Source organism: Priestia sp. 179-F W1.4 NHS, assembly GCF_045369295.1.
GTDB lineage: Bacteria > Bacillota > Bacilli > Bacillales > Bacillaceae_H > Priestia > Priestia zanthoxyli.
This window is the reverse complement of sequence record NZ_JBIQFF010000001.1, coordinates 193,531-214,649: the sequence shown is the minus strand read 5'-3', so window position 1 is coordinate 214,649 and position 21,119 is coordinate 193,531. Positions and strand designations below refer to the sequence as shown.

Below are 21,119 nucleotides of genomic sequence, written 5' to 3'. Positions count from 1 at the left end.
GTTGGTTATGATATAAAAAAACTATTGAAGTTTATAAAACAAGGCACGATCAAGTCGCGCCTTGTTTCTTACTTACTATTATGCAACAGCTTTGCTGTTTTCTACAAGAAATTCAACTGCTTTACGTACTTTCATGTCTTCTTTAATGCTATCAAGACTGCCAAGCACTTTCTTAATTTCTTCGACAGGCATGTTGTACATTCCTGCCATGTTTTCTAATTCTTTTTCTACTTCTTCTTCGCTTACTTCAAGATTTTCAGCTTTTGAAATAGCTTCTAGCGTTAAGTTGATTTTCACACGCTTTTCAGCATCCGGACGCATTTGGTCGCGAAGAGCTTTTTCATCTTGACCTGAGAATTGGAAGTAAAGTTCAAGGTTAAGACCTTGCATTTGTAAACGTTGTTCAAACTCTTGCATCATACGATCCATTTCAGTGTTGAACATTGCTTCTGGAATTTCTACTTCAGCATTTTCAGCAGCTTTTTCTACTAAAGTGTCGCGAAGAGCTGATTCTGCTTGGTTTTCTTTATCGCTTTGTAATTTTTCTTTTGTTTTTGCTTTTAACGCTTCTAAAGTTTCTACTTCTTCATCTACGTCTTTTGCAAACTCATCGTCTAAAGCTGGAAGCTCTTTAGATTTGATTTCATGTAATTTCACTTGGAATTTAGCAGCTTTACCAGCTAGCTCTTCAGCGTGATACTCTTCAGGGAATGTTACTTCCACTTCTTTTTCAGCGCCTACTTCAAGACCAACTAGTTGCTCTTCAAAGCCAGGGATGAATGTGTTAGAACCGATTTCTAAAGAATAGTTTTCGCCTTTTCCGCCTTCAAATGCTTCGCCATCAACGAAACCTTCAAAGTCGATTACAGCTGTATCGCCTTCAGCTACTGTTCCTTCTTCTTTAACAACTAGTTCAGCGTGACGCTCTTGAAGTGTTTTTAATTCAGCTTCAACGTCTTCGTCTGTTACAGTTGTATCTACTTTTTCTACTTCTAAGTTTTTGTATTCGCCTAATTTAACTTCAGGCTTAACAGTTACTTTAGCAGTGAAAACTAGAGGTTGTCCTTTTTCAATTGTTTCAACATCGATTTCTGGACGATCAACCGGCTCGATACCAGCTTCAACAATTGCATTGCTGTAAGCTTCAGGTAATAAGATGTCTAGTGCATCTTGGTATAAAGACTCTACGCCAAAACGTTTTTCGAAAAGTGGACGAGGCATTTTACCTTTACGGAACCCTGGTACGTTTACTTGTTTTACAACTTTTGTGAATGCTTTATCTAAGGCTTTATCAAACTCAGCAGCTTCAACTTCTACTGTTAAAACGCCTTGATTTCCTTCTTGTTTTTCCCATTTTGCAGACATGAATGTTTCCCTCCAAAATCATTTTAAGTAGTGATTTCTAAATTAGATAATGCAGATAGCCTATCAGTTCAAACCTCAATCATTATCTATTTAACTCCCTACTACTTTAAAGTAAGTAGGAATGTAATGTAAAGATGAAATTCTACTATACGTATTTAAGTGCATTTTACAACCATTATATTATAACATACAACAATGACGTTTCAACTAAACACCACATTTTATATAAAAGAAATTTCTTCAATTTCTTTTAGCTCTTTAATTGCCTTTCGTAATTCAGCTGCGGAGAAACTTCCATCTTCCTCTGCTACAGCTGCATCTGACTCTTCTCCTTGCATCATCAGACTAACAGCATACACCGCTTCTGTCCAAAGTTTTACATTATCACCCGGTAAAAACGGAAATGTTATAAATAAATGACGCTGCCATATTTCAACGGCAACCTGCAGCAATGTAGGATTTTCATGCTCCAGCTTTTCCGTCAGCTGCGCTTCTACTTGCTCGGCAAACAAATACGGTGTTGTTCGTTGAAGCTGAAGCGCATTTACTTTTTTCGTCTCTCCAAACTTACTAATCATAAAATCAATGTCTACTTCTTCTTCCATGACTGTTTTTAAAGCGACTGTTTTTACGATAGGGTGAATAGCTTCAGATGAAAATAGCTGTTCCAGAAAGAAGCGCTGCTTTTCAATTCTCTTTGTTTTTAATGAATGAACCCATTCAAGCTGATCTTGAATATTGTCTAGAGCTGTGAATGATTTAAACTGCTCTATCTGTTCTTCTTCTGTTTGTTCTTCTATGACTTGTTCTTGATTCATTCTATTTTTGCAGAACTCCAATAGCTGATAAAGCTGTTCAGCATGTTCAGAAGGGAGTTTGTGTTCTTGAATAACTGCTTGTAGAGTGACATATCCTTCATGATAATGACCAAGCTGAATTAACACCATGAGGTACATTTGCAAATTATGATAATAATCGCCAATATCTTCTTTCAGCATTTGCTCACATAATTCCTTAGCTATGCCTGCATCACCGAGCTCCACGTGACAAATAACAAGGCCAAGCAAAATTTCATGATGCTTATTATCAAGTTCGTAGGCCTGCTCAAATAAAGGAAGTGCTTCTTGAAATTGCTTGTGCTGCATATGTTCTGTAGCTTTTTCAACCAACCGTTCTTTTAATAGAGGAAAAGCTACAATTTTGTTTTGTTGTTCATTCGACATGTTTTCTCCCCACTTCGCGGTCCATTTGCTTTACAGTTTAGCAATTGAATTAACGGAACGCAAAAAAATCGAGCAAAATCATCATTTTGCTCGATTTTTGGTTAATATCTTACCGTTTTTGCTTCATAAGCAGAAATGTCGTCTTCAAAAGAAAGCGTATAGCCAATTTCATCATATCCGTTAACAAGCATATATTTCCAATGGCCATTGATCTCAAACGTACGTTCAAAACCTGCTTCATCGGTAATTTTTTGCTGATGAAGATCGATTGTACAGGCGTAAGAAGCACTTTGAGACTCTTTCATTAAATAGGAAACATCTTCTTTTGGTAAAACAATAGGTAAAATACCATTTTTTAGACAATTTTGTTTAAAAATATCCGCAAATGACGGTGCGATAATGGCACGGAACCCATAGTCTAAAAGCGCCCATGGAGCGTGTTCACGTGACGAACCACACCCGAAGTTCTCGTCAGCTACCAGAATTGTTGCTCCTTGATTTTGAGGCTGATTTAGTTCAAACGTTTCATTTAACGTTTCATCTTCATTATATCGCCAATCAAAAAAGAGAAATTGGCCAAAGCCAGTACGCTCAATTCTTTTCAAAAATTGCTTTGGGATAATTTGATCAGTATCTACGTTTGCTCGGTCGAGACCTGCTACTTTTCCTGTATGGATTGTAAAAGCATTCATCTGTGTTCTCCTCCTTATCGCACCGCTTGTTCTTGTAGTTTGCGTACATCAACAAAATGTCCATATACCGCTGCCGCTGCTGCCATTACCGGGCTTACTAAATGCGTTCTGGCACCTTTTCCTTGACGTCCTTCAAAGTTTCGATTAGAAGTGGACGCACAGTGTTCGCCTTGTGGAACTAAGTCAGAGTTCATGCCTAGACACATGCTGCAGCCCGAGTCTCTCCATTCAAAGCCTGCTTCAATAAAAATAGCAGATAACCCTTCTTCTTCAGCCACTCGCTTTACTTTTTGAGAACCTGGTACAATCATCGCTCGCACATCTGGTGACACTTTCTTTCCTTTAATAAAGGCTGCCACGTCACGAAGATCAGACAAACGAGCATTTGTACATGAACCGATAAATACATGCTGAACTGGGATCTCTTCTATTGCCATGCCGGGCTGTAAGCCCATATACTCAAGTGCTCGTGACAAAGACTTTTTCTCAGCTTCTGTTGTACACTCTTCTAATGTAGGAACTTGCTTGCTAACATAAGAACTCATCGCCGGGTTTGTTCCCCATGTTACAACAGGCTCAATTGTATCTGCATCAATTTCTAGCGTTTCATCGTATGTTGCACCTTCATCTGTTGCTAAAGCTGCCCAAGCTTCCACTGCTTTTTCAAACTGTTCTCCTTTAGGAGCATACTGACGCCCTTTAATATAAGAGAAAGTAACATCATCTGGACTGATTAAACCAGCTTTTGCACCGGCTTCAATAGACATATTACAAATAGTCATGCGCTCTTCCATTGAAAGGTCGCGAATACATTCGCCCGTAAATTCTACGATTGAACCCGTTCCAAAATTCACGCCGAATTTTTGAATAATTGCTAACACAATGTCCTTAGCATAAACACCAGGCTGTTTTTTGCCATTTACTTTCACTTGTAGCGTTTTTGGTTTCGCTTGCCATAGCGTTTGCGTTGCTAAAACATGTTCTACCTCACTCGTTCCTATACCAAAAGCAAGCGCTCCAAATGCACCGTGAGTAGATGTATGGCTATCTCCGCACACAATGGTTTTTCCAGGCTGCGTCAATCCTAATTCCGGTCCAATGATATGCACAATTCCTTGCTCTTCGCTTGTTAAATCTAAAAGCTTCACACCAAACTCATGACAGTTTTCAGATAGTTTGTCTACTTGTTTCTTTGCAATCGGATCTTTAATATTAAAACGGTCAACCGTTGGAATATTGTGATCCATTGTAGCAAACGTTAAGTCCGGACGCTTCACTTGACGATTTGCCACGCGAAGACCTTCGAATGCTTGAGGAGACGTTACTTCATGAATAAGATGAAGATCGATATATAATAAGTCCGGCTTCCCCTCTTCTCGACGTACAACATGTTGTTCCCAAAGCTTATCAATAATTGTTTTTGGTTTCATACTGCTCCTCCTTTCTGATTATGAAAAACGTTTCTCACAAAACGTGAGAAACGCATGATTAACTGTAAGCTGTCATAATGCTTGAAATGGCAGAATCGTTGGCAATAACCGCAGTTATTGCATCCACCATTTTATCGGTACTTAAATAATGATTACCGTCTGCTAAGTCAGCTGTTCGATGACCTGCATGTAATACACTTTCAACCGCTTGTTCAATCACCGCTGCTTCTGTTTCTAATCCAAATGAATGTCTAAGCAACATTGCTGCAGATAAAATAGCAGCAATCGGATTAGCTTTGTTTTGTCCAGCAATGTCTGGTGCAGAACCGTGAACCGGTTCGTATAAAGATGGACCATCAACCGTTAAACTCGCAGATGGAAGCATCCCTAACGATCCTGTCAGCATAGAAGCCTCATCACTCAAAATATCACCAAACATATTTTCAGTTACCACTACATCAAAATATTTCGGATTACGAATTAACTGCATAGCAGCTGAATCTACAAGCATATGCTCAAGCTCTACATCCGGGTAGTCTTTTGCTACTTCTTCAGCTACTTCACGCCACACTCGACTAGACTCAAGCACATTCGCTTTATCAACCGACGTTACCTTTTTACGTCGATTTACAGCCGTTTCAAACGCTTGGCGAATAATCCTTTCTATTTCTGTACGCTTATAAAATAACGTGTCGACAACTGTCTCTTCATTTCCTTCTGTTCGACGCTCGCTAGGCTGACCAAAATATAAGCCCCCTGTTAGCTCACGAACGATAATGAAGTCAACACCTTCAATGTATTCTTTTTTCAAAGGAGAGGCATCTGCTAAGCTATCATAAAACGTCACTGGACGAAGGTTAGCATATAAATCCAATTCTTTTCGAATAGCTAGCAAACCTTTTTCTGGTCGCAAATGTGAAGGGTTACGATCCCATTTTGGCCCTCCAACGGATCCAAGTAAGACGGCATCCGCCTGCTTACAAGTCTCAATTGTACTTTCTGGAAGAGGTGTGCCAGCCTCATCAATTGCAGCTCCGCCAATTAATCCATACGTAAACTCGAATTGATGATCAAAGCGCTCTCCAATTGCTTTTAAAACGGCAACAGCGCCTTTGGTTACTTCTGTTCCTACGCCGTCACCCGGTAATACAGCGACTTTTTTTGTCATGGTGGTCTCTCCCTTCAGTTCACATTACTTCTTGCTTTGTACGATGCTGCTGAATAGCGATTAATCGATTAATGGCATTTAAATAGGCTTTCGCTGACGATTCTAATACGTCAAATGCTACTCCGCGTCCGCTTGCTTCAGTTCCTTCGCTTTCAACCTTCACAAATACTTCAGCCAGTGCATCCGGCCCGCCGTTAATAGACTGAATACGATAGTCTAATAGTTTGACATCTTGCTCAACACAGCGTTGCAGCGTATTATAGATAGCTTCCACGCTTCCAGATCCCGTAGCTGCTTCTTGAATCTCTTCGCCGTTTTCTTTGCGAAGCGTAATCGTAGCCGTAGGAATATTGTTCGTACCATACTGAACCTGCAGACTTTCAAGCTTATATTCACTGTCTTTGCTAACTTGCTTTTGAATGACTAATGCCAATAAATCATCGTCGGTAATGTCTTTTTTCTTATCTGCTAAGTCTTTAAATTTCTCAAAAAGAACGTTTGCTTCTGTATCTTCCAATGTGAATCCAAGCTCTACTAGGCGTGTACGAAACGCATGACGACCAGAATGCTTGCCAAGCACAATCGGATTTTGTTTAACACCCACAAGTTCTGGGGAAATAATCTCATATGTTAACGGATTTTTTAAGACGCCGTCTTGGTGAATACCTGATTCATGAGCAAAAGCATTTTTTCCGACAATTGCTTTATTTGGCGCAATATTCATTCCGGTAAGCTTACTGATAATGTCACTCGTACGCTTGATTTCGGGCAAGATCAAACCTGTGCTCGCTTGATAGAAGTCTTGACGGACATGAAGCGCAAGTGCTACTTCTTCAAGAGCCGCGTTACCGGCACGTTCTCCGATTCCGTTAATCGTTCCTTCAATTTGAGTAGCTCCTGCTTCAATAGCAGCCATTGAATTAGCAACAGCTAACCCTAAGTCATCGTGGCAGTGAGCTGACAAATCGACCTTATGAATATTTGATACATGTTCTTTTAAGTAATTAAATACGGATTGATAGTCACCAGGCGTGATAAATCCTACCGTATCTGGAATATTAACGACTTTTGCACCAGCATCGATAACAGCTTCTACAATTCTAGCTAAAAACGGTAAATCTGTGCGACATGCATCTTCAGCAGACCATTGAACAACCGGGAATTTTTCACTTGCGTATTTCACCATTTCCACTGCTGTTTCAAGTACTTCATCAGGTGTCTTTTTCAATTTATGCTGCATATGAATTTCGGAAGTAGCGATAAAAACATGCAGTCTTGGTTCTGCACTTTCTTTTAACGCTTCCCATGCAATGTCAATATCTTTTGTAACAGACCTTGCAAGGCCTGTTACAGAAGAATTTTTGACAATAGACGCAATTTCTTTTACGGATTGAAAATCACCTTTTGAAGAAGCGGGAAATCCGGCTTCAATGATGTCGATACCTAATCGCTCTAACTGCTTAGCAATTTCAAGCTTTTCTTGTAGGTTCAAATTGACTCCAGGTGACTGTTCACCATCGCGTAGCGTCGTGTCAAATAGTTTAATTTTTTGCACTAGCGATCACCGCTTCTTTCTTTTGTTTTTTAACAAATGGCATCATTTCACGTAATTGAGCGCCAACTTTTTCAATTAAATGTTCGTTTTCACGGTTATTGATAGCTGTAAATTCCGGACGATTTGCTTGGTTTTCTAGGATCCAGCCTTTTGCAAATTTACCTGTTTGGATATCTTCAAGCACTTTTTTCATTTGCTCTTTTGAACGCTCATCTACAACGCGTGGTCCTGAAACGAAGTCACCCCATTGAGCTGTATCAGAGATTGAATAACGCATGCCTTCCATTCCGCCTTCATACATAAGGTCAACAATTAATTTTAATTCGTGTAAACACTCAAAATATGCAACTTCCGGTTGGTAGCCAGCTTCTACAAGCGTTTCAAAACCAGCTTTAACTAATGAAGTTAACCCACCGCAAAGTACTGCTTGCTCACCGAAAAGATCTGTTTCTGTTTCTTCTTTAAATGTTGTTTCTAACACACCCGCACGAGCTGAACCGATTGCTTTAGCATAAGCTAACGCTACGTCTTTTGCTTCTCCAGTTACATCTTGGAATACTGCGAATAACGCCGGTACGCCAGCTCCTTCTTCATACGTTCTTCTTACAAGGTGACCAGGGCCTTTTGGAGCTACTAAGAATACGTCAACGAATTCAGGTGCTACGATTTGGTTAAAGTGAATGTTGAAACCGTGAGCAAATACTAAAGATTTTCCTGGTTTTAGTCCTGGAAGAATTTCTTCGTTATAAACTTTTGGCTGATACTCATCTGGAAGTAATACCATTACTACTTCTGCTTGTTGAACTGCATCTTTTACAGATAATACAGTGAAACCGTCTTGCTCTGCTTGGTCCCATGATTTACCTTTACGTAATCCTACTACCACGTTTACTCCGCTGTCGCGTAAGTTTTGTGCATGGGCGTGACCTTGTGAACCATAGCCTACGATTGCTACTGTTTTACCTTGTAATAATTGATCCTTTGCATCTCCGTTATAATATACCTTTGTCATAATAAATCTCTCCTCTTAGTTTATATAGTTTTATATAGTTTACTTGGTTAGTAACTAGCTAGAATTAAATGATTGATGAAAGTTTGGCTGCTGCTTTTTGCGTACCGCGCGGAACAGCTACTGTACCCGTGCGCGTTACTTCTTTTAATCCATAAGGCTGAAGCAGATCAATCATCGCTTCAATCTTGCTGGATTCACCTGTTACTTGAATAATTAAGCTGTCGCGACTTACATCAATGATGGTTGCACGGAAAGGCTCAATTACTGCATAAAGTTCGTTACGGCTCGCTGGCGTAGAGGCTACTTTCATTAAAGCAAGCTCTCTTGATACCACCGCTTGATCCGTAATATCTTGAACCTTCAACACGTCAATCTGCTTATTTAACTGCTTAATCACTTGTTCAGCAGCGTTATCATGCTCTACGTTCACAACAAACGTCATGCGTGATACATCTTCAGATTCAGTGTGACCTACCGAAATACTCTCAATATTGAAATTTCTTTTTGTAAATAACCCCGTCACGCGATTTAATACGCCCGCACGGTTTAATACAGTTGCTGTAATAATTCGCTTCATGGTTTCACCCCTACCATTTCATGTAATCCTTTTCCAGGTGCAACCATTGGATATACGTTTTCTTTAGGTGCGACAAAGAAATTTAGTAGAACAGGTCCATCTGTTTCCATTGCTTCTTTCAAAGCCGCATGCGCTTCTTCTTCAGTAGAAGCTTGTAAACCTTTGATATCATAAGCTTCTGCAAGCTTCATTAAATTAGGCTGATTCGGAATTAAAGAGTGTGAGTAGCGTTCTTCATAGAAGATTTCCTGCCACTGACGAACCATACCAAGCGACTGATTGTTAAGTACAACGACTTTTACAGGTAAATTTAATTCTCTAATAACTCCTAATTCTTGAAGCGTCATTTGAAATCCACCGTCACCAACGACTGCTACAACTGTTTTATCTTTATTTGCCAGCTGAGCGCCGATTGCAGAAGGTAATCCAAAGCCCATGGTGCCAAGGCCACCTGAAGTTACCCATCGATCTGGATTATTAAATGTGTAGTATTGAGCTACCCACATCTGATGTTGCCCAACGTCCGTTGTAACAACGGCATCTCCATTTGTATATTTGTGAAGCAACTCAACTACTTTTTGTGGTTTCAACACGTCCGCTGAGTTCTGATACCATAATGGATATTCTTGTTTCCACGCCGCTAATTTCTCATGCCATTTCGTATAATCTCCAACTTCTCCTTCTTGCAGAAGCAATTGCTTTAATACTTCTTTTGCATCTCCAACAATTGGAATCTTGGTTGGAACATTCTTTCCAATTTCCGCTGGGTCGATGTCAATGTGAGCAATTTTTGCATTTGGTGCAAAATGCTTTAAGTTACCTGTTACTCGGTCATCAAAGCGCGCCCCGATACTAATGAGAAGATCACTCTCATAAATTGCCATGTTTGCTGTGTACGTTCCGTGCATGCCAGCCATTCCTAAATGAAGCGGATGATCTGCAGGAAAACAGCCTAACCCTAAAAGCGTATTAATAACCGGAATATTTTGACGCTCAGCATAATTTTTTAATTCTTCTGAACCTTTACTCAATAATACTCCCGCACCTGCTAGAATAACAGGTTTCTTTGCAGCTGCTACTGCGTCTGTTAACTTTTTAACCTGCAGCTGATTTGGAAAATAAGTTGGCTGATAGCCAGGTAAATCAATTTCTCCTTCGTAATTAAATGTTCCATCACCCTGTGCCATATCTTTTGGAATGTCGATTAAGACTGGACCAGGTCTTCCTGTTGTCGCAATATGAAATGCCTCTTTGATGATTCTCGGCATGTCGCTGATATTGCGTACTTGATAGCTATGTTTTGTAATTGGCATTGTAATTCCTAATACATCTGCTTCTTGGAACGCGTCAGAACCAATTACACTTGAAGCTACTTGACCAGTAAAAACAACTAAAGGAAGTGAGTCAATCATCGCATCTGCCAAACCTGTTACGATATTTGTTGCACCAGGACCACTTGTTGCGATAACTACACCGGGTTTACCTGAAATTCTTGCGTACCCTTCTGCTGCGTGAATTCCACCTTGTTCGTGACGAGCAAGTACGTGAAACATTCCTGAACCGTATAGCTTATCGTAAATCGGTAAAACGGCTCCCCCTGGGTAACCGAAGATGACGTCAACGTTTTCTCTTCTTAGAGATTCAATCAACATGTCAGCTCCATTCATTTGTGCCCCAGCGCTTACAGGTTCTTTCGTTTGCATATTGGCTCCCACTTTTCTCATCCTTTCGTTTTCTAGATAAAAGAAAAAAGACTTCTCACCCCTAAATAGACCCTATCAAATGATATAGGTCAAGGGGCGAAAAGTCTTTTGTACTTTACGCGGTACCACCCTCGTTTGTAATCGTAATGATTACCTTATGAATGTATACTGTACATTCTTTTTGATAACGAGTGCTTTGGAAGTACACTCGGTCGCCCTTACTGAATTTCAGGGTGACACTCTGAGGTGAGTTCATTTTGACTTGGTAACGCCGGCTTCCAGCAACCCGACTCTCTGTTGATACCTAAACATCAAAACTACTTATCCTCTTCAACGTTTTAAAACGCTATATGCTTTTTGAACAATGCTTTACACATCATATTTTAAATTAATTACAATTAATTAAAATTTTTAGAAAACTTATATTTGAGGACTATCTTACGCCCATTTCTATGCATAGTCAACCACTTTTCAAGATTTTTTTAGACAATTTAGACTAAACAGAATATTTGAATGCGTTTTCATTATTGATGCAATAAGGGTTTATAGCAGTTCAAAAAGTTTTTCTGAAACGTTCATTTGTACACACTGAATGAACAAACATTCACTTTTAAGATAAATAAAAAAATCCCGGCTTTTACTAAAAAGTAAAAGCCGGGATTTTTTTATAGACGTCCCAGGAGAGATTCGAACTCCCGACCGACGGCTTAGAAGGCCGTTGCTCTATCCTGCTGAGCTACTGGGACATAATGTTAAAGTGTATCAAAGACAATACTTATTATATTCAAATATAATTTAAAAGTCAACGTTTTTTTGAATTTTTATGAGAAGAGAGGTAAAAAACCTTCTCTTCTCCCTATATTTGGCTATATTATGCTGAAAGTGTACAGGTTAACTGCATGCTAGGAATATGTTTACCGCTTATATCGTAAAACTGCACGGTAGCTTCTGTACCATCCATTACTAGTATAGCATACGTACGTTCTTTTCTCATACGAGGAAGTAACATACTTCCTGGATTGATAAATAAAACTCCGTCCATGAGCTCAGCTCCCGCTATGTGAGAATGCCCAAAACAAACAACGTTTGCCCCCACTTCTCTCGCTTTGTAATGCAGATTCATCATAGACATTTTAACATTATATAAGTGACCGTGTGTAACCAGACACGTGGCTTCTCCAAGTGACTCTACTCGATCATTGACGTAAGATGCATCATAATCACAATTTCCTCGAACGCCTAAAAACGAAGACATTTCTTTGCTGTCTTGTGGCAGCTCAGAGTCACCACAATGAATCATCTTATCTACATCAGCATGTCTTTCCCTGATAGTGAGCAGTTCTTCTTGTAACCCGTGGCTATCGCTTACAATTAATAGTTTCACACGTCATCACTCCTTCTAAAATTGCGCATCAATTAGCGGTGCTAGTTTTTCTAACGCATTTGCTCGGTGACTAATTTGATTTTTTTGTTCTTTAGACAATTCTGCCATGGAGCAGTTCCATTTTTCTACAAAGAAAATAGGATCGTATCCAAAGCCGTTCTCGCCTCTTTTTTCTTCCAAGATGCGCCCTTCACACGTGCCTTCTACGAACTCTGTTCTCTTTCCAGGCACTGCAATAGCAAGCGTACAATGAAAACGTGCCGTGCGCTTTTCAAACGGCACGTCATGTAATTTTTGAAGTACCTTCTCTATATTAGCATTATCATCTTTATTTTCACCAGCATAACGCGCGGAATAAACGCCTGGCTCTCCGTTTAAGGCATCAATAGCAAGCCCAGAATCATCGGCAATAACCGGCTTATTTAATGCTGATGAAATGGTTTCTGCCTTTAGCGTGGCGTTCTCTGCAAATGTAACGCCCGTTTCTTCCACGTCCTCAATTTCAGGAAAATCAAGAAGCGATGTTACTTTAAATCCCTTCGGTGAGAATAGTGTTTCAAAATCCTTTACTTTGCCTGCATTTTTAGTTGCAATAATGATTTCACGCACGTTAATCCCTTACCTTTCTTTAACCGGAATGTAAGCAGCCAGATGATCAAGAACTTCCTTTTGCTGTTCAATCAATTGATAAACACCCTTTTCCCCTAAATCCAGAAGATGGTTTAACTGTTCTCTCGAAAACGTCGATTCCTCTCCCGTTCCCTGTAATTCTACAAACTGTCCGCTTCCTGTCATCACAATATTCATGTCAACTTCCGCTGTCGAATCTTCTTCATAATTTAAATCTAAAATCGAATTTTCTCCATGGATACCTACTGAAGTCGCAGCTAAATAGTCATGAATAGGAATTTCTGTCAGCTTGTTCTCTTCAACCAGCTTTCCAAACGCTAAAACCATAGCCACAAATGCACCTGTAATCGATGCTGTTCTTGTTCCGCCATCTGCTTGAATAACATCACAATCAATCCAAATGGTCTTTTCTCCGACCTTTTCCAGGTCGACTACAGAACGAAGAGCTCGTCCGATCAGACGCTGAATTTCCATTGTTCGTCCTGTGACTTTACCTTTTGTTGATTCGCGTATATTTCTTTGTGCCGTAGCTCGAGGCAGCATAGAATATTCAGCTGTAATCCATCCTTTTCCTTGTCCACGCATAAAAGGAGGCACTCTGTCGTCTATGCTTGCTGTACAAATAACCTTCGTATCTCCCACCGAGATTAATACAGATCCTTCTGGATGCTTTAAGTATGAAGTATGAAGAGATACAGGTCTCAATTCATTAAATTCTCTACCGTCCAAACGCATTAAGCATGTCCTCCTATTAATTCATTTATATGTAATAGCTTCTTCCATTTTAACTATAAAACAGCGGAAAGAGGTCGCTATTTCAGCAGACCTCTTTCTACTTAGTCCTTTACTAGTATAACAAAAATTTGTTTTTAAAAACTACCTGTGTTCACATTTTTAGGTCTTGAAACTGGCTCCGTTAGCTTTTTCCCTTTTTCATCTTTTAGCGTTTTTTTGCCATTCACCTTAATGGCAACGCTGTCTACGGCTTTTTGTTCCGTCAGCGATAACACCAAGGAGTCGAGAACATACTGAGAAATTTCCGTTCCTTTTAAATTTCCAAAGATATTTTTATTAAAGTTCAGCGTTAACTGACCGTCCGCATACTTTGGAGCTGCTACGAGCTTTGCATCAGGATTAAAATCTGTCACTAAACTTGATGCAGGCGCAGGTCCTTCTACAAGCTCGTTCACAATTGCAGTGTACATATCTTTGTCATCAGAAGCAATTCGTTTTGTAACAGGAACATAGTAAGTTTGTTTGCCCTCTTGAGCTAAGTAATAGATCGTAACTGGCTTCGTTTGGGTTACGTCAACTACTCCAGTATTATCAAAGTTAATGCCATCTGCTCTGCTCAACCCTTTACTGATTGGTGTATGATTTACAGGCATCTCATCTTTATCATAGCCGTTAATGCGAATTTTAACTTTATTTACGCCTTCAAACTGCGTCAGCGTCCACGTTACGGCCTGCAGGATACGGAGTTCATCTTCTTTTTTATATTCAGCAAATTCAGGTGAAAAATCTGCTACCATCGTGCCGTCACTTTCCAGCTTTGTCCCTAAAACTCTTGTATCAGCAGGAAGAACTGCTCGGAAATTATTTGGCAATAAGTTTGTGACTGGTCCACCCTCTACTAAATATTCAAGAGACTGTTTAGCGACACCTTTTGATTTAGGAATTTCAAGCGTCTGGGGAACAACATACCCGTTTTTATCAATCAAGTAAATTTCTCTTTTGGTAGGCGCAGATGTTTCTGCCGCTTTACTTTGTTTTTTATTAGCTTCCGTTACTTTCGCTTCAGTCGCTAATGATTTTTCATCTTTCACATAGGTGACATCCTTTGGCGGATCAATTTCCTTTGCTGCGTTATCCCCTCCGAAAAGTCCACAGCCGGATAACAACACAGATGTGGTCACCACGGCGGATATGAGAACAAATTTGGTCTTTTTGGACATTCCTTTCCCTCCTCAGACTGTTTGTACTACTATGTATACGAGCTTATTTGCATTTTAGACCAGCTCAAACAAGTTTTTGGTCACAAAAAAAACCGAGCTTAATATGCTCGGTTTTAAAGCTTGATATGCTCAACATTATATACAGGGTGTTCAAACCATTTAGATGCAATAGATTGAAACAGTTCTGTTGAGCCTGTTGTATAGAAGTAGTGTTCGGGCTCCATGCTTCTAGGAGCTAGTAAATTGCTATAAGAAAGAATGGCACTTACCTCTATTGCCGTTTCTTCACCAGAACTAATTAACTGAACTCGAGGTCCAATTGCTTCTTGAATAACTGGCTTTAATAACGGATAATGCGTACATCCTAAAATAAGGGTATCCATATCTGTATGATAAAAAGGTTTTAATGTTTCTTTTACAATTCGCTGCGCTTCCGGTCCTTCATAATTACCGCTCTCCACAAGAGGTACAAACAAAGGGCATGCTAAATTTTCCACTTCCACTCTCGTATGAAGAGCGCGGAGTGCATGTGTATAGGCTTGGCTTTTAACGGTTCCGTTTGTGCCGATTACGCCTATTTTATGATTTTTAGTTACTTTAAGCGCAGCTCGTGATCCTGGTTCAATGACGCCTATAACCGGAATATCGAGCTGTTCTTGAATTTCATCTAGTACCACTGCCGTAGCCGTGTTGCACGCAATAACAAGCATTTTAATATCTTTATCTACTAAATAATTAGTCATCTCCCATGTGAAAGCTCGTACTTCTTCACTGGGACGAGGACCATATGGGCAGCGGGCTGTATCTCCAATGTACATAATTTGTTCTTTCGGAAGCTGTCTCATAATTTCCTTTGCTACCGTTAATCCGCCCACACCTGAATCTATAACACCAATTGGTCTACTCAAAACAATCGCCTCATTTTTCTTTCATTTCATCATGTAATTTTCGTAACGTTACTCGTAAAACTTCTGTTTCACTAGGAGAGAAGTTTGCCAGTACGCCATTTAAATACGTTTGTCGCTTTTCAATTACTTCTTCGATAACGCGTGCTCCTTCAGGAAGCAAATGAATACGCACTACGCGGCGGTCTTTCGGATCTTTGACCCGAACCACCAACTTATTTTTTTCCATACGATCTACTAAATCTGTCGTTGTACTACAAGCGAGAAAAATCCGATTTGATAAATCGCCAATCGTCATATCTCCACGTTCAAACAGCCACTGCAAAGCAATAAACTGAGGTGGCGTAATCGTATAGTCTTCTAAAATTTCTCTTCCTTTTTGCTTCACAATAGCTGCAATATGTCGAAGTGACTTTTCTAATTCTGCCACTGTATCCTCATTATTTTTTGCTGTCATACCGTAATCCTTTCCACCTATGAGTCTTATTTTCTATTATTTCTTTCAGTTAAACCCGTCTCTATTGTTTCTCTTTTCTATTTTATATTGTGCTCTTTTTTCGGTGATTTTTCAAGGTTAACATGAGGATTCTACAACGTTCAGCATTAAAAAACAGCTGCTCCATAAAAGGAGCAGCTGTTTCTATTAATTATTGATATACAGCTCGAAAACTGAGCTGAAATCTTTTGTTGTGTAGGCTGTTTTTTTATCTAATAACCAAGAAAACGCGGCTTCGTTAATTTCTTTAAATTCACCAGCAACACTTCCACTTGTATTTCTTGTACTGCTTAGCGTAGAAGAAGCTAGCTGAATGCTTTGTTTAGCAAAATCGAGCGCAATTTCATTTTCACGCGTTATTTCAGACATTTTAAACAGCGCTTTATATAAATCTTTTACCTCTTCTATATGCTTTTTGTGTACATCGATAGAAAAAGTTTCGGAGCCAATTTTAAATTTAATTTCCACATCTAAATCGACAGTTCCAGCCGTTTCTAGCATTACGTTTGAAATGTGATTTGTGCTGTAGTTATAGCGGCGAAGCATTCGCTTTTTACTTGTAGCACTTGTTCCATCAAGGTGAATGAGCGCTTTATTGGTAAAGCAATATTCATCTGACTTTGATTTGATTAGAAAATAAATTTTTTCTTGTTCTTCATGCATAACGTAATCGTCTGCATCTACCTTGTCATAATCAACTGGCTTAATAACAGAACCAATATCACTTAGCCCCAATACATCAGCAGCTACTTTTCCAAACATTTCTCCATCTCCCTTTTAAAAACGATTGTGTTATTTTCATGTTTTAAGTGTACTGTGCAAATGAGGGGATGTAAATAAAAAAAGGAGCTTCTTTAAAAGAAGCTCCCCATTTATTAAAAGAACAAATTTAAAATCATATAGATAAGTGCAGCTAATGAAGCTGAAATTGGCAATGTGATAACCCATGTAATCACCATGCGCTGTGCAGTTCCCCATTTTACACCTTTCACTCGGTGAGCAGAACCTACACCTAAGATAGAAGATGAAATAACATGAGTAGTACTGACAGGTAGATGAATAAATGTTGCTCCAAAGATAATGGCAGCACCCGTCAAGTCCGCAGCTACTCCATTAACAGGACGAATTTTCATAATTTTACCGCCAACGGTTTTAATGATTTTCCATCCACCAATTGACGTTCCAAGCCCCATTGCGACCGCACAAGCCAGCTGTACCCACCACTGAATCTCAGTACCGCTTTGCATATTGTTAGCAATAAGCGCTAGCGTAATGATACCCATTGCTTTTTGCGCATCATTCGTACCGTGTGTGTAAGATTGTAGAGCTGCAGTCAGGATTTGAACGCGGCGAAAACGCTTATTCGTTTTCGTCAAGTTATGGTTTTTAAACGTTAGCTTGATAATCGTATAGACAATATAACCTACTACAAAAGCTAGAACTGGTGAAATTAGAAGGGCTTCGATGATTTTGATGAAACCTTTGTAATTTAAAGCACCAAATCCAGCAGCTGCAATAGCTGCTCCTGCAATCGATCCAATAATTGCATGAGAAGAACTACTCGGGATACCGAAATACCATGTGATTAGGTTCCACGCGATAGCAGAAATTAATGCTGCTAAAATAACGACAGAACCATTTTGAAGCGTATAAGGATCAACGATATCCTTTGTAATCGTTTTGGCTACGCCCGTAAACGTCATAGCCCCGACAAAGTTCATGGTTGCGGCTAAAAGAATTGCATGTCGCGGTTTTAAAGCTTTGGTTGAAACAGAAGTCGCAATGGCATTAGCTGTATCGTGAAATCCGTTGATAAAGTCAAAACCAAGTGCACCAACTACAATTAGAATGGTTAATATTAGCATTGAATCCATTATACTATAGCCCCGTTACGCATTCTTCATAATAACTGATTCTAAGTTGTTCGCAACCGTTTGACAATAATCCGCGATTTCTTCTAGCGTTTCATAAATTTCTTTATATTGAATAACTTTAATTGGATCTTTACATGTTGCAAATAATTGTTTTAGTGCACGACGATATAATGTATCACAATGTGACTCATACTCTTTAATTTTAATTGCATGCTCACTAATTTGAAGAAGCTTTTTCTCAGACAACAAATTAATCGTAATTAAAATTTCTTCAGCACAGCCTTGAATATTTTTAACAAATTCAGCTACATATTCATCAAATGTCGTAATTGAATGAATTTCCATTAAAGCAGCAAAGCTGTCGATGCCATCAAGTACATCATCCATGCTCATCGCTAGCTGTAAAATATCTTCACGCTCAATTGGAGTAATAAATGCTTTGTTCAACTCAGTAATCACTGTATGCACGTATTTATCACCTTTTGATTCATACGCTTTTAAAACGTTGGCAAATTCCTTTAGGTCAGATACATTTTGAAGTTCAAAGCTGCCTAAAAACTCCGCTGAGTCCTTAATATTTTGGGCAATGTCCATTAACATTTCAGAAAACTTGTCTTTTTTTCTTTTGATCACGTTGCAATCCTCCATCCAATTTATCGAAACTTTACCACTCGTTTTTTCTCTCTATCTTTTTATATGTGTTCTAGTTTCTTTTTTCATTTAAAGTAATGGATAAAACCTAGCTGTTCATTACTATAACGAGAGAAACCACCTCTCTTGTGTATCAAAAAATTCTAAAAAAACAAACGTTTACCAGAGCAAAAGTCCCAAAATGTGGTTCTTTCACCTATAGGTTATGCGATTCATTTTTTTACGCCAAGTCAAAAATTACTCCTATTATTGTTAATTGTCAATAACTTTTCAAACACATTTTTTTAGGCTTCTTTACAATACATTAACAATAATACGTTGATTCCTTTTAAAATAAGGGTTTTCAGAGTTTGTATAAAATTGGGATTTACAAAAACTTAACATTACTCCCCTTGTGTAAATAATAAAAGCCAGCTCTTTTAGAACTGGCTTTTATTATTTACTTATTATATTGCTGAAATACATTTTTTACTTTCGGCACGACATAATGACTTCCGCCTTTATCCTCTACCCCTTCAACCATCATTGAAACGAGTAAGTTTTTCTGTTTTGTGTCCACAGCTACAAACCATCCGTTTTCCTGCCCTTTTTCACCTTGAGTTTTCTTTAGCTCTGCTGTTCCCGTTTTTCCAGCCAAGGTTAACCCATCTATCTTTGCTGCATGACCCGTACCGTTTTTATCTTCAATGACATCAACTAAATCATTTTGAATTAATTGCGCCGTTCCTTTAGATATTACTTGTTTTTTCCATATTCCACTCTCATCACCGTTCATAAGAATAGGCTTTACTATATTTCCATCGTTTACAATCGATGTATACATCAATGCCAAGTGGAGAGGATTCACTTGCAGTTTCCCCTGGCCATAGCCAGAGTTTGCTAATACTCCCTCATCTTTAATATCTTGATCACCTGCAATTTTAGACGTTTCAAAAGGATAATTAACAGGCAATTTTTGATTAAACCCAAACTGTTTTAAACCACTGTTAAATTTGTCTAAACCTAGCTTCAAAGCAGTCTGCGCAAAATAAATATTATCAGATGTAACATAAGCATCACGTAAATTAACATTCGGTTTGCTGCCCACTCGTGTTACGTAGAAATTTCCCCAGCTTTTATCTTTCTGCCATTTCTTCCCGCTGATTGATATACTTTCGTTTGGATTTAGCACGTCTTCATCAACCGCTAAAGCTCCGGTGACTAACTTAAATGTAGATCCCGGAGAATACGTTTTGGTAAAACGACTCATTAACGGCTTATTAGGATTCGTTGAAAGGGATTGATACGTATTAGCATCGATTCCAAAAGAAAAAGAATTCGGATCAAAAGCTGGCGTGCTTACAAGACCTAATATTTCTCCCGTTTTAGGTTGAAGAGCAGTAGCTACTCCTTTTTCATCTTTTAACTGTTCATAAAGGGATTTTTGAACATTCGTGTCTACCGTAACCTGAATGCTTTCCCCGTCTTTTAGATTCACTTTTGCAATTTCATTCTTTTTATTACCATCTTTATCTACACTATAAATCGTGACGCCGTCTCGAGCACGAAGCTTATCTTCATACAAAGATTCTAAGCCAATCATTCCAGCTTTAGACTGAGCATTATAACCTTCATCTTTATGCTCTTTTAAATATTCAGCTGTGACAGGCGCAACGTATCCAACTAAATGAGCACACGCTTCTTCACAAGGATATACGCGCGCATTCACCTTTTTTTGTTGAATGCCTTCTACTTTTTTCAAAGAATTCTCTAAATTAGAGGCGTCTTTTTGACTAACTGTTTTAATAGGAACAAATTGATTCTCTTTCACCCAAGAAGCGCTCAGTGCTTGATTAATACTTTTTTCTGAAAGAGCAAGAGTCTTGCTTAATTGTCGTATCGCTTGCTCGCCGCCTTTAGAAAACTGCTGGGGAACAACTCCAACTTGAATCGCTTCTCCGTTTTGAGCTAAATATTTCCCTGAACGATCCATAATTTCTCCACGCACAGCTGACTGAGTAGCTACTCTTACTTGCTCTCCTTGCTTAAGTCCTTTAAAAAGCATATTAGGCTTCCAATTAATATACCAATTCTCTGTATCCCCTTGTTTTTCTTGAACCACAGCAGCATTTTCTTTAAATGAGATTTCACCGGCTACAGAGTTCATGTTTACTTCAAAAGGTAAAACAGCTTTATGGTCTTTTATTTCTAAGTCTTCTATTTTACTTGCCTTCACTTTAAGCTTGTCCGCTTCAATTGCATCGTAGATATTTTTATATCGATTTACAAAGTCTTTTTCTGAAATCGTCTTTTTAGCATCTTTAGACAAGTATCCATACATACCTTCAAAATCTTCTTTATTCCACATGGCTACATATTTATCAAATCGATCCTGTGCTTTCTGTTGATCATTTGAGCAACCGGCAGTTATGAGTAAGAGAATTGCCATAGTAAAAAATAGCCACCCAATTCGTCTCATGATGATTTTCCCCCTTTTTTCAATACCATTTCTATCATATA

Annotated in this window: 19 protein-coding genes, 1 tRNA gene and 1 other annotated feature; all 20 genes read right to left on the bottom strand. The window is 38.9% G+C overall.

The features are described 5' to 3' along the window. Positions 1-78 precede the first annotated feature (78 nt). Positions 79-1,365 carry a trigger factor gene (gene tig / locus ACH0CI_RS01045; RefSeq protein WP_028411732.1) on the bottom strand — a complete coding sequence of 429 codons (1,287 nt, stop codon included), beginning with the start codon at positions 1,363-1,365 and terminating at the stop codon, positions 79-81. A 221-nt stretch (positions 1,366-1,586) separates the two neighbouring features. After that, positions 1,587-2,588 (bottom strand): tetratricopeptide repeat protein, encoded by a 1,002-nt coding sequence (locus ACH0CI_RS01040; RefSeq protein WP_033579642.1) that lies wholly within the window; start codon positions 2,586-2,588, stop codon positions 1,587-1,589. A gap of 101 nt (positions 2,589-2,689) precedes the next feature. Continuing rightward, positions 2,690-3,280 carry a 3-isopropylmalate dehydratase small subunit gene (gene leuD, locus ACH0CI_RS01035; RefSeq protein ID WP_028411734.1) on the bottom strand — a complete coding sequence of 197 codons (591 nt, stop codon included), beginning with the start codon at positions 3,278-3,280 and terminating at the stop codon, positions 2,690-2,692. Between the two features lie 14 nt (positions 3,281-3,294). Further along, on the bottom strand, positions 3,295-4,710 hold the full coding sequence (gene leuC, locus ACH0CI_RS01030; RefSeq protein ID WP_028411735.1) for a 3-isopropylmalate dehydratase large subunit: 1,416 nt from the start codon (positions 4,708-4,710) through the stop codon (positions 3,295-3,297). 58 nt (positions 4,711-4,768) lie between these two features. Next, complete coding sequence (gene leuB / locus ACH0CI_RS01025) at positions 4,769-5,878, bottom strand: 3-isopropylmalate dehydrogenase (RefSeq protein ID WP_406900783.1); 1,110 nt, start codon at positions 5,876-5,878, stop codon at positions 4,769-4,771. Between the two features lie 19 nt (positions 5,879-5,897). Beyond that, positions 5,898-7,433, bottom strand: a complete 1,536-nt coding sequence (locus ACH0CI_RS01020) for a 2-isopropylmalate synthase (protein WP_013085140.1) — start codon at positions 7,431-7,433, stop codon at positions 5,898-5,900. Then, positions 7,420-8,445, bottom strand: a complete 1,026-nt coding sequence (ilvC, locus tag ACH0CI_RS01015; protein ID WP_013085141.1) for a ketol-acid reductoisomerase — start codon at positions 8,443-8,445, stop codon at positions 7,420-7,422. Before ilvC ends, ACH0CI_RS01020 begins: the two co-directional genes overlap by 14 nt. Before the next feature lie 64 nt (positions 8,446-8,509). Continuing rightward, a complete protein-coding gene (gene ilvN / locus ACH0CI_RS01010) occupies positions 8,510-9,022 on the bottom strand; it encodes an acetolactate synthase small subunit (protein ID WP_013059375.1) in 513 nt (170 codons plus the stop codon). Then, positions 9,019-10,746: an acetolactate synthase large subunit gene (ilvB, locus tag ACH0CI_RS01005; RefSeq protein ID WP_205689536.1), complete on the bottom strand. Its 1,728-nt coding sequence runs from the start codon at positions 10,744-10,746 to the stop codon at positions 9,019-9,021. Before ilvB ends, ilvN begins: the two co-directional genes overlap by 4 nt. A 68-nt stretch (positions 10,747-10,814) precedes the next feature. Continuing rightward, positions 10,815-11,068 (bottom strand) — a binding site (T-box leader). A gap of 329 nt (positions 11,069-11,397) precedes the next feature. Continuing rightward, positions 11,398-11,471 (bottom strand) — tRNA-Arg (locus tag ACH0CI_RS01000). Positions 11,472-11,596: 125 nt separating this feature from the next. Continuing rightward, complete coding sequence (locus tag ACH0CI_RS00995) at positions 11,597-12,109, bottom strand: metallophosphoesterase (RefSeq protein WP_028411739.1); 513 nt, start codon at positions 12,107-12,109, stop codon at positions 11,597-11,599. A 15-nt stretch (positions 12,110-12,124) separates the two neighbouring features. After that, a complete protein-coding gene (locus ACH0CI_RS00990) occupies positions 12,125-12,718 on the bottom strand; it encodes an XTP/dITP diphosphatase (RefSeq protein ID WP_335388151.1) in 594 nt (197 codons plus the stop codon). A gap of 9 nt (positions 12,719-12,727) precedes the next feature. Continuing rightward, positions 12,728-13,474, bottom strand: a complete 747-nt coding sequence (gene rph / locus ACH0CI_RS00985) for a ribonuclease PH (protein ID WP_335388149.1) — start codon at positions 13,472-13,474, stop codon at positions 12,728-12,730. Between the two features lie 134 nt (positions 13,475-13,608). Continuing rightward, the gene (locus ACH0CI_RS00980; protein WP_406900782.1) at positions 13,609-14,694 is read right to left on the bottom strand and encodes a GerMN domain-containing protein; all 1,086 of its coding nucleotides are present in this window, start codon (positions 14,692-14,694) and stop codon (positions 13,609-13,611) included. Between the two features lie 113 nt (positions 14,695-14,807). Next, positions 14,808-15,602, bottom strand: a complete 795-nt coding sequence (gene racE / locus ACH0CI_RS00975; protein ID WP_028411743.1) for a glutamate racemase — start codon at positions 15,600-15,602, stop codon at positions 14,808-14,810. Positions 15,603-15,612: 10 nt separating this feature from the next. Next, positions 15,613-16,056 carry a MarR family winged helix-turn-helix transcriptional regulator gene (locus tag ACH0CI_RS00970; protein WP_013059382.1) on the bottom strand — a complete coding sequence of 148 codons (444 nt, stop codon included), beginning with the start codon at positions 16,054-16,056 and terminating at the stop codon, positions 15,613-15,615. Positions 16,057-16,242: 186 nt separating this feature from the next. Continuing rightward, positions 16,243-16,857, bottom strand: a complete 615-nt coding sequence (locus tag ACH0CI_RS00965) for a PH domain-containing protein (RefSeq protein WP_013059383.1) — start codon at positions 16,855-16,857, stop codon at positions 16,243-16,245. Positions 16,858-16,970: 113 nt separating this feature from the next. Further along, positions 16,971-17,969 (bottom strand): inorganic phosphate transporter, encoded by a 999-nt coding sequence (locus ACH0CI_RS00960; protein ID WP_028411744.1) that lies wholly within the window; start codon positions 17,967-17,969, stop codon positions 16,971-16,973. A gap of 15 nt (positions 17,970-17,984) precedes the next feature. Further along, positions 17,985-18,617: a DUF47 domain-containing protein gene (locus tag ACH0CI_RS00955; RefSeq protein ID WP_029711160.1), complete on the bottom strand. Its 633-nt coding sequence runs from the start codon at positions 18,615-18,617 to the stop codon at positions 17,985-17,987. Between the two features lie 442 nt (positions 18,618-19,059). Beyond that, positions 19,060-21,078: a penicillin-binding transpeptidase domain-containing protein gene (locus ACH0CI_RS00950; protein WP_406900781.1), complete on the bottom strand. Its 2,019-nt coding sequence runs from the start codon at positions 21,076-21,078 to the stop codon at positions 19,060-19,062. Between the last annotated feature and the right edge of the window lie 41 nt (positions 21,079-21,119).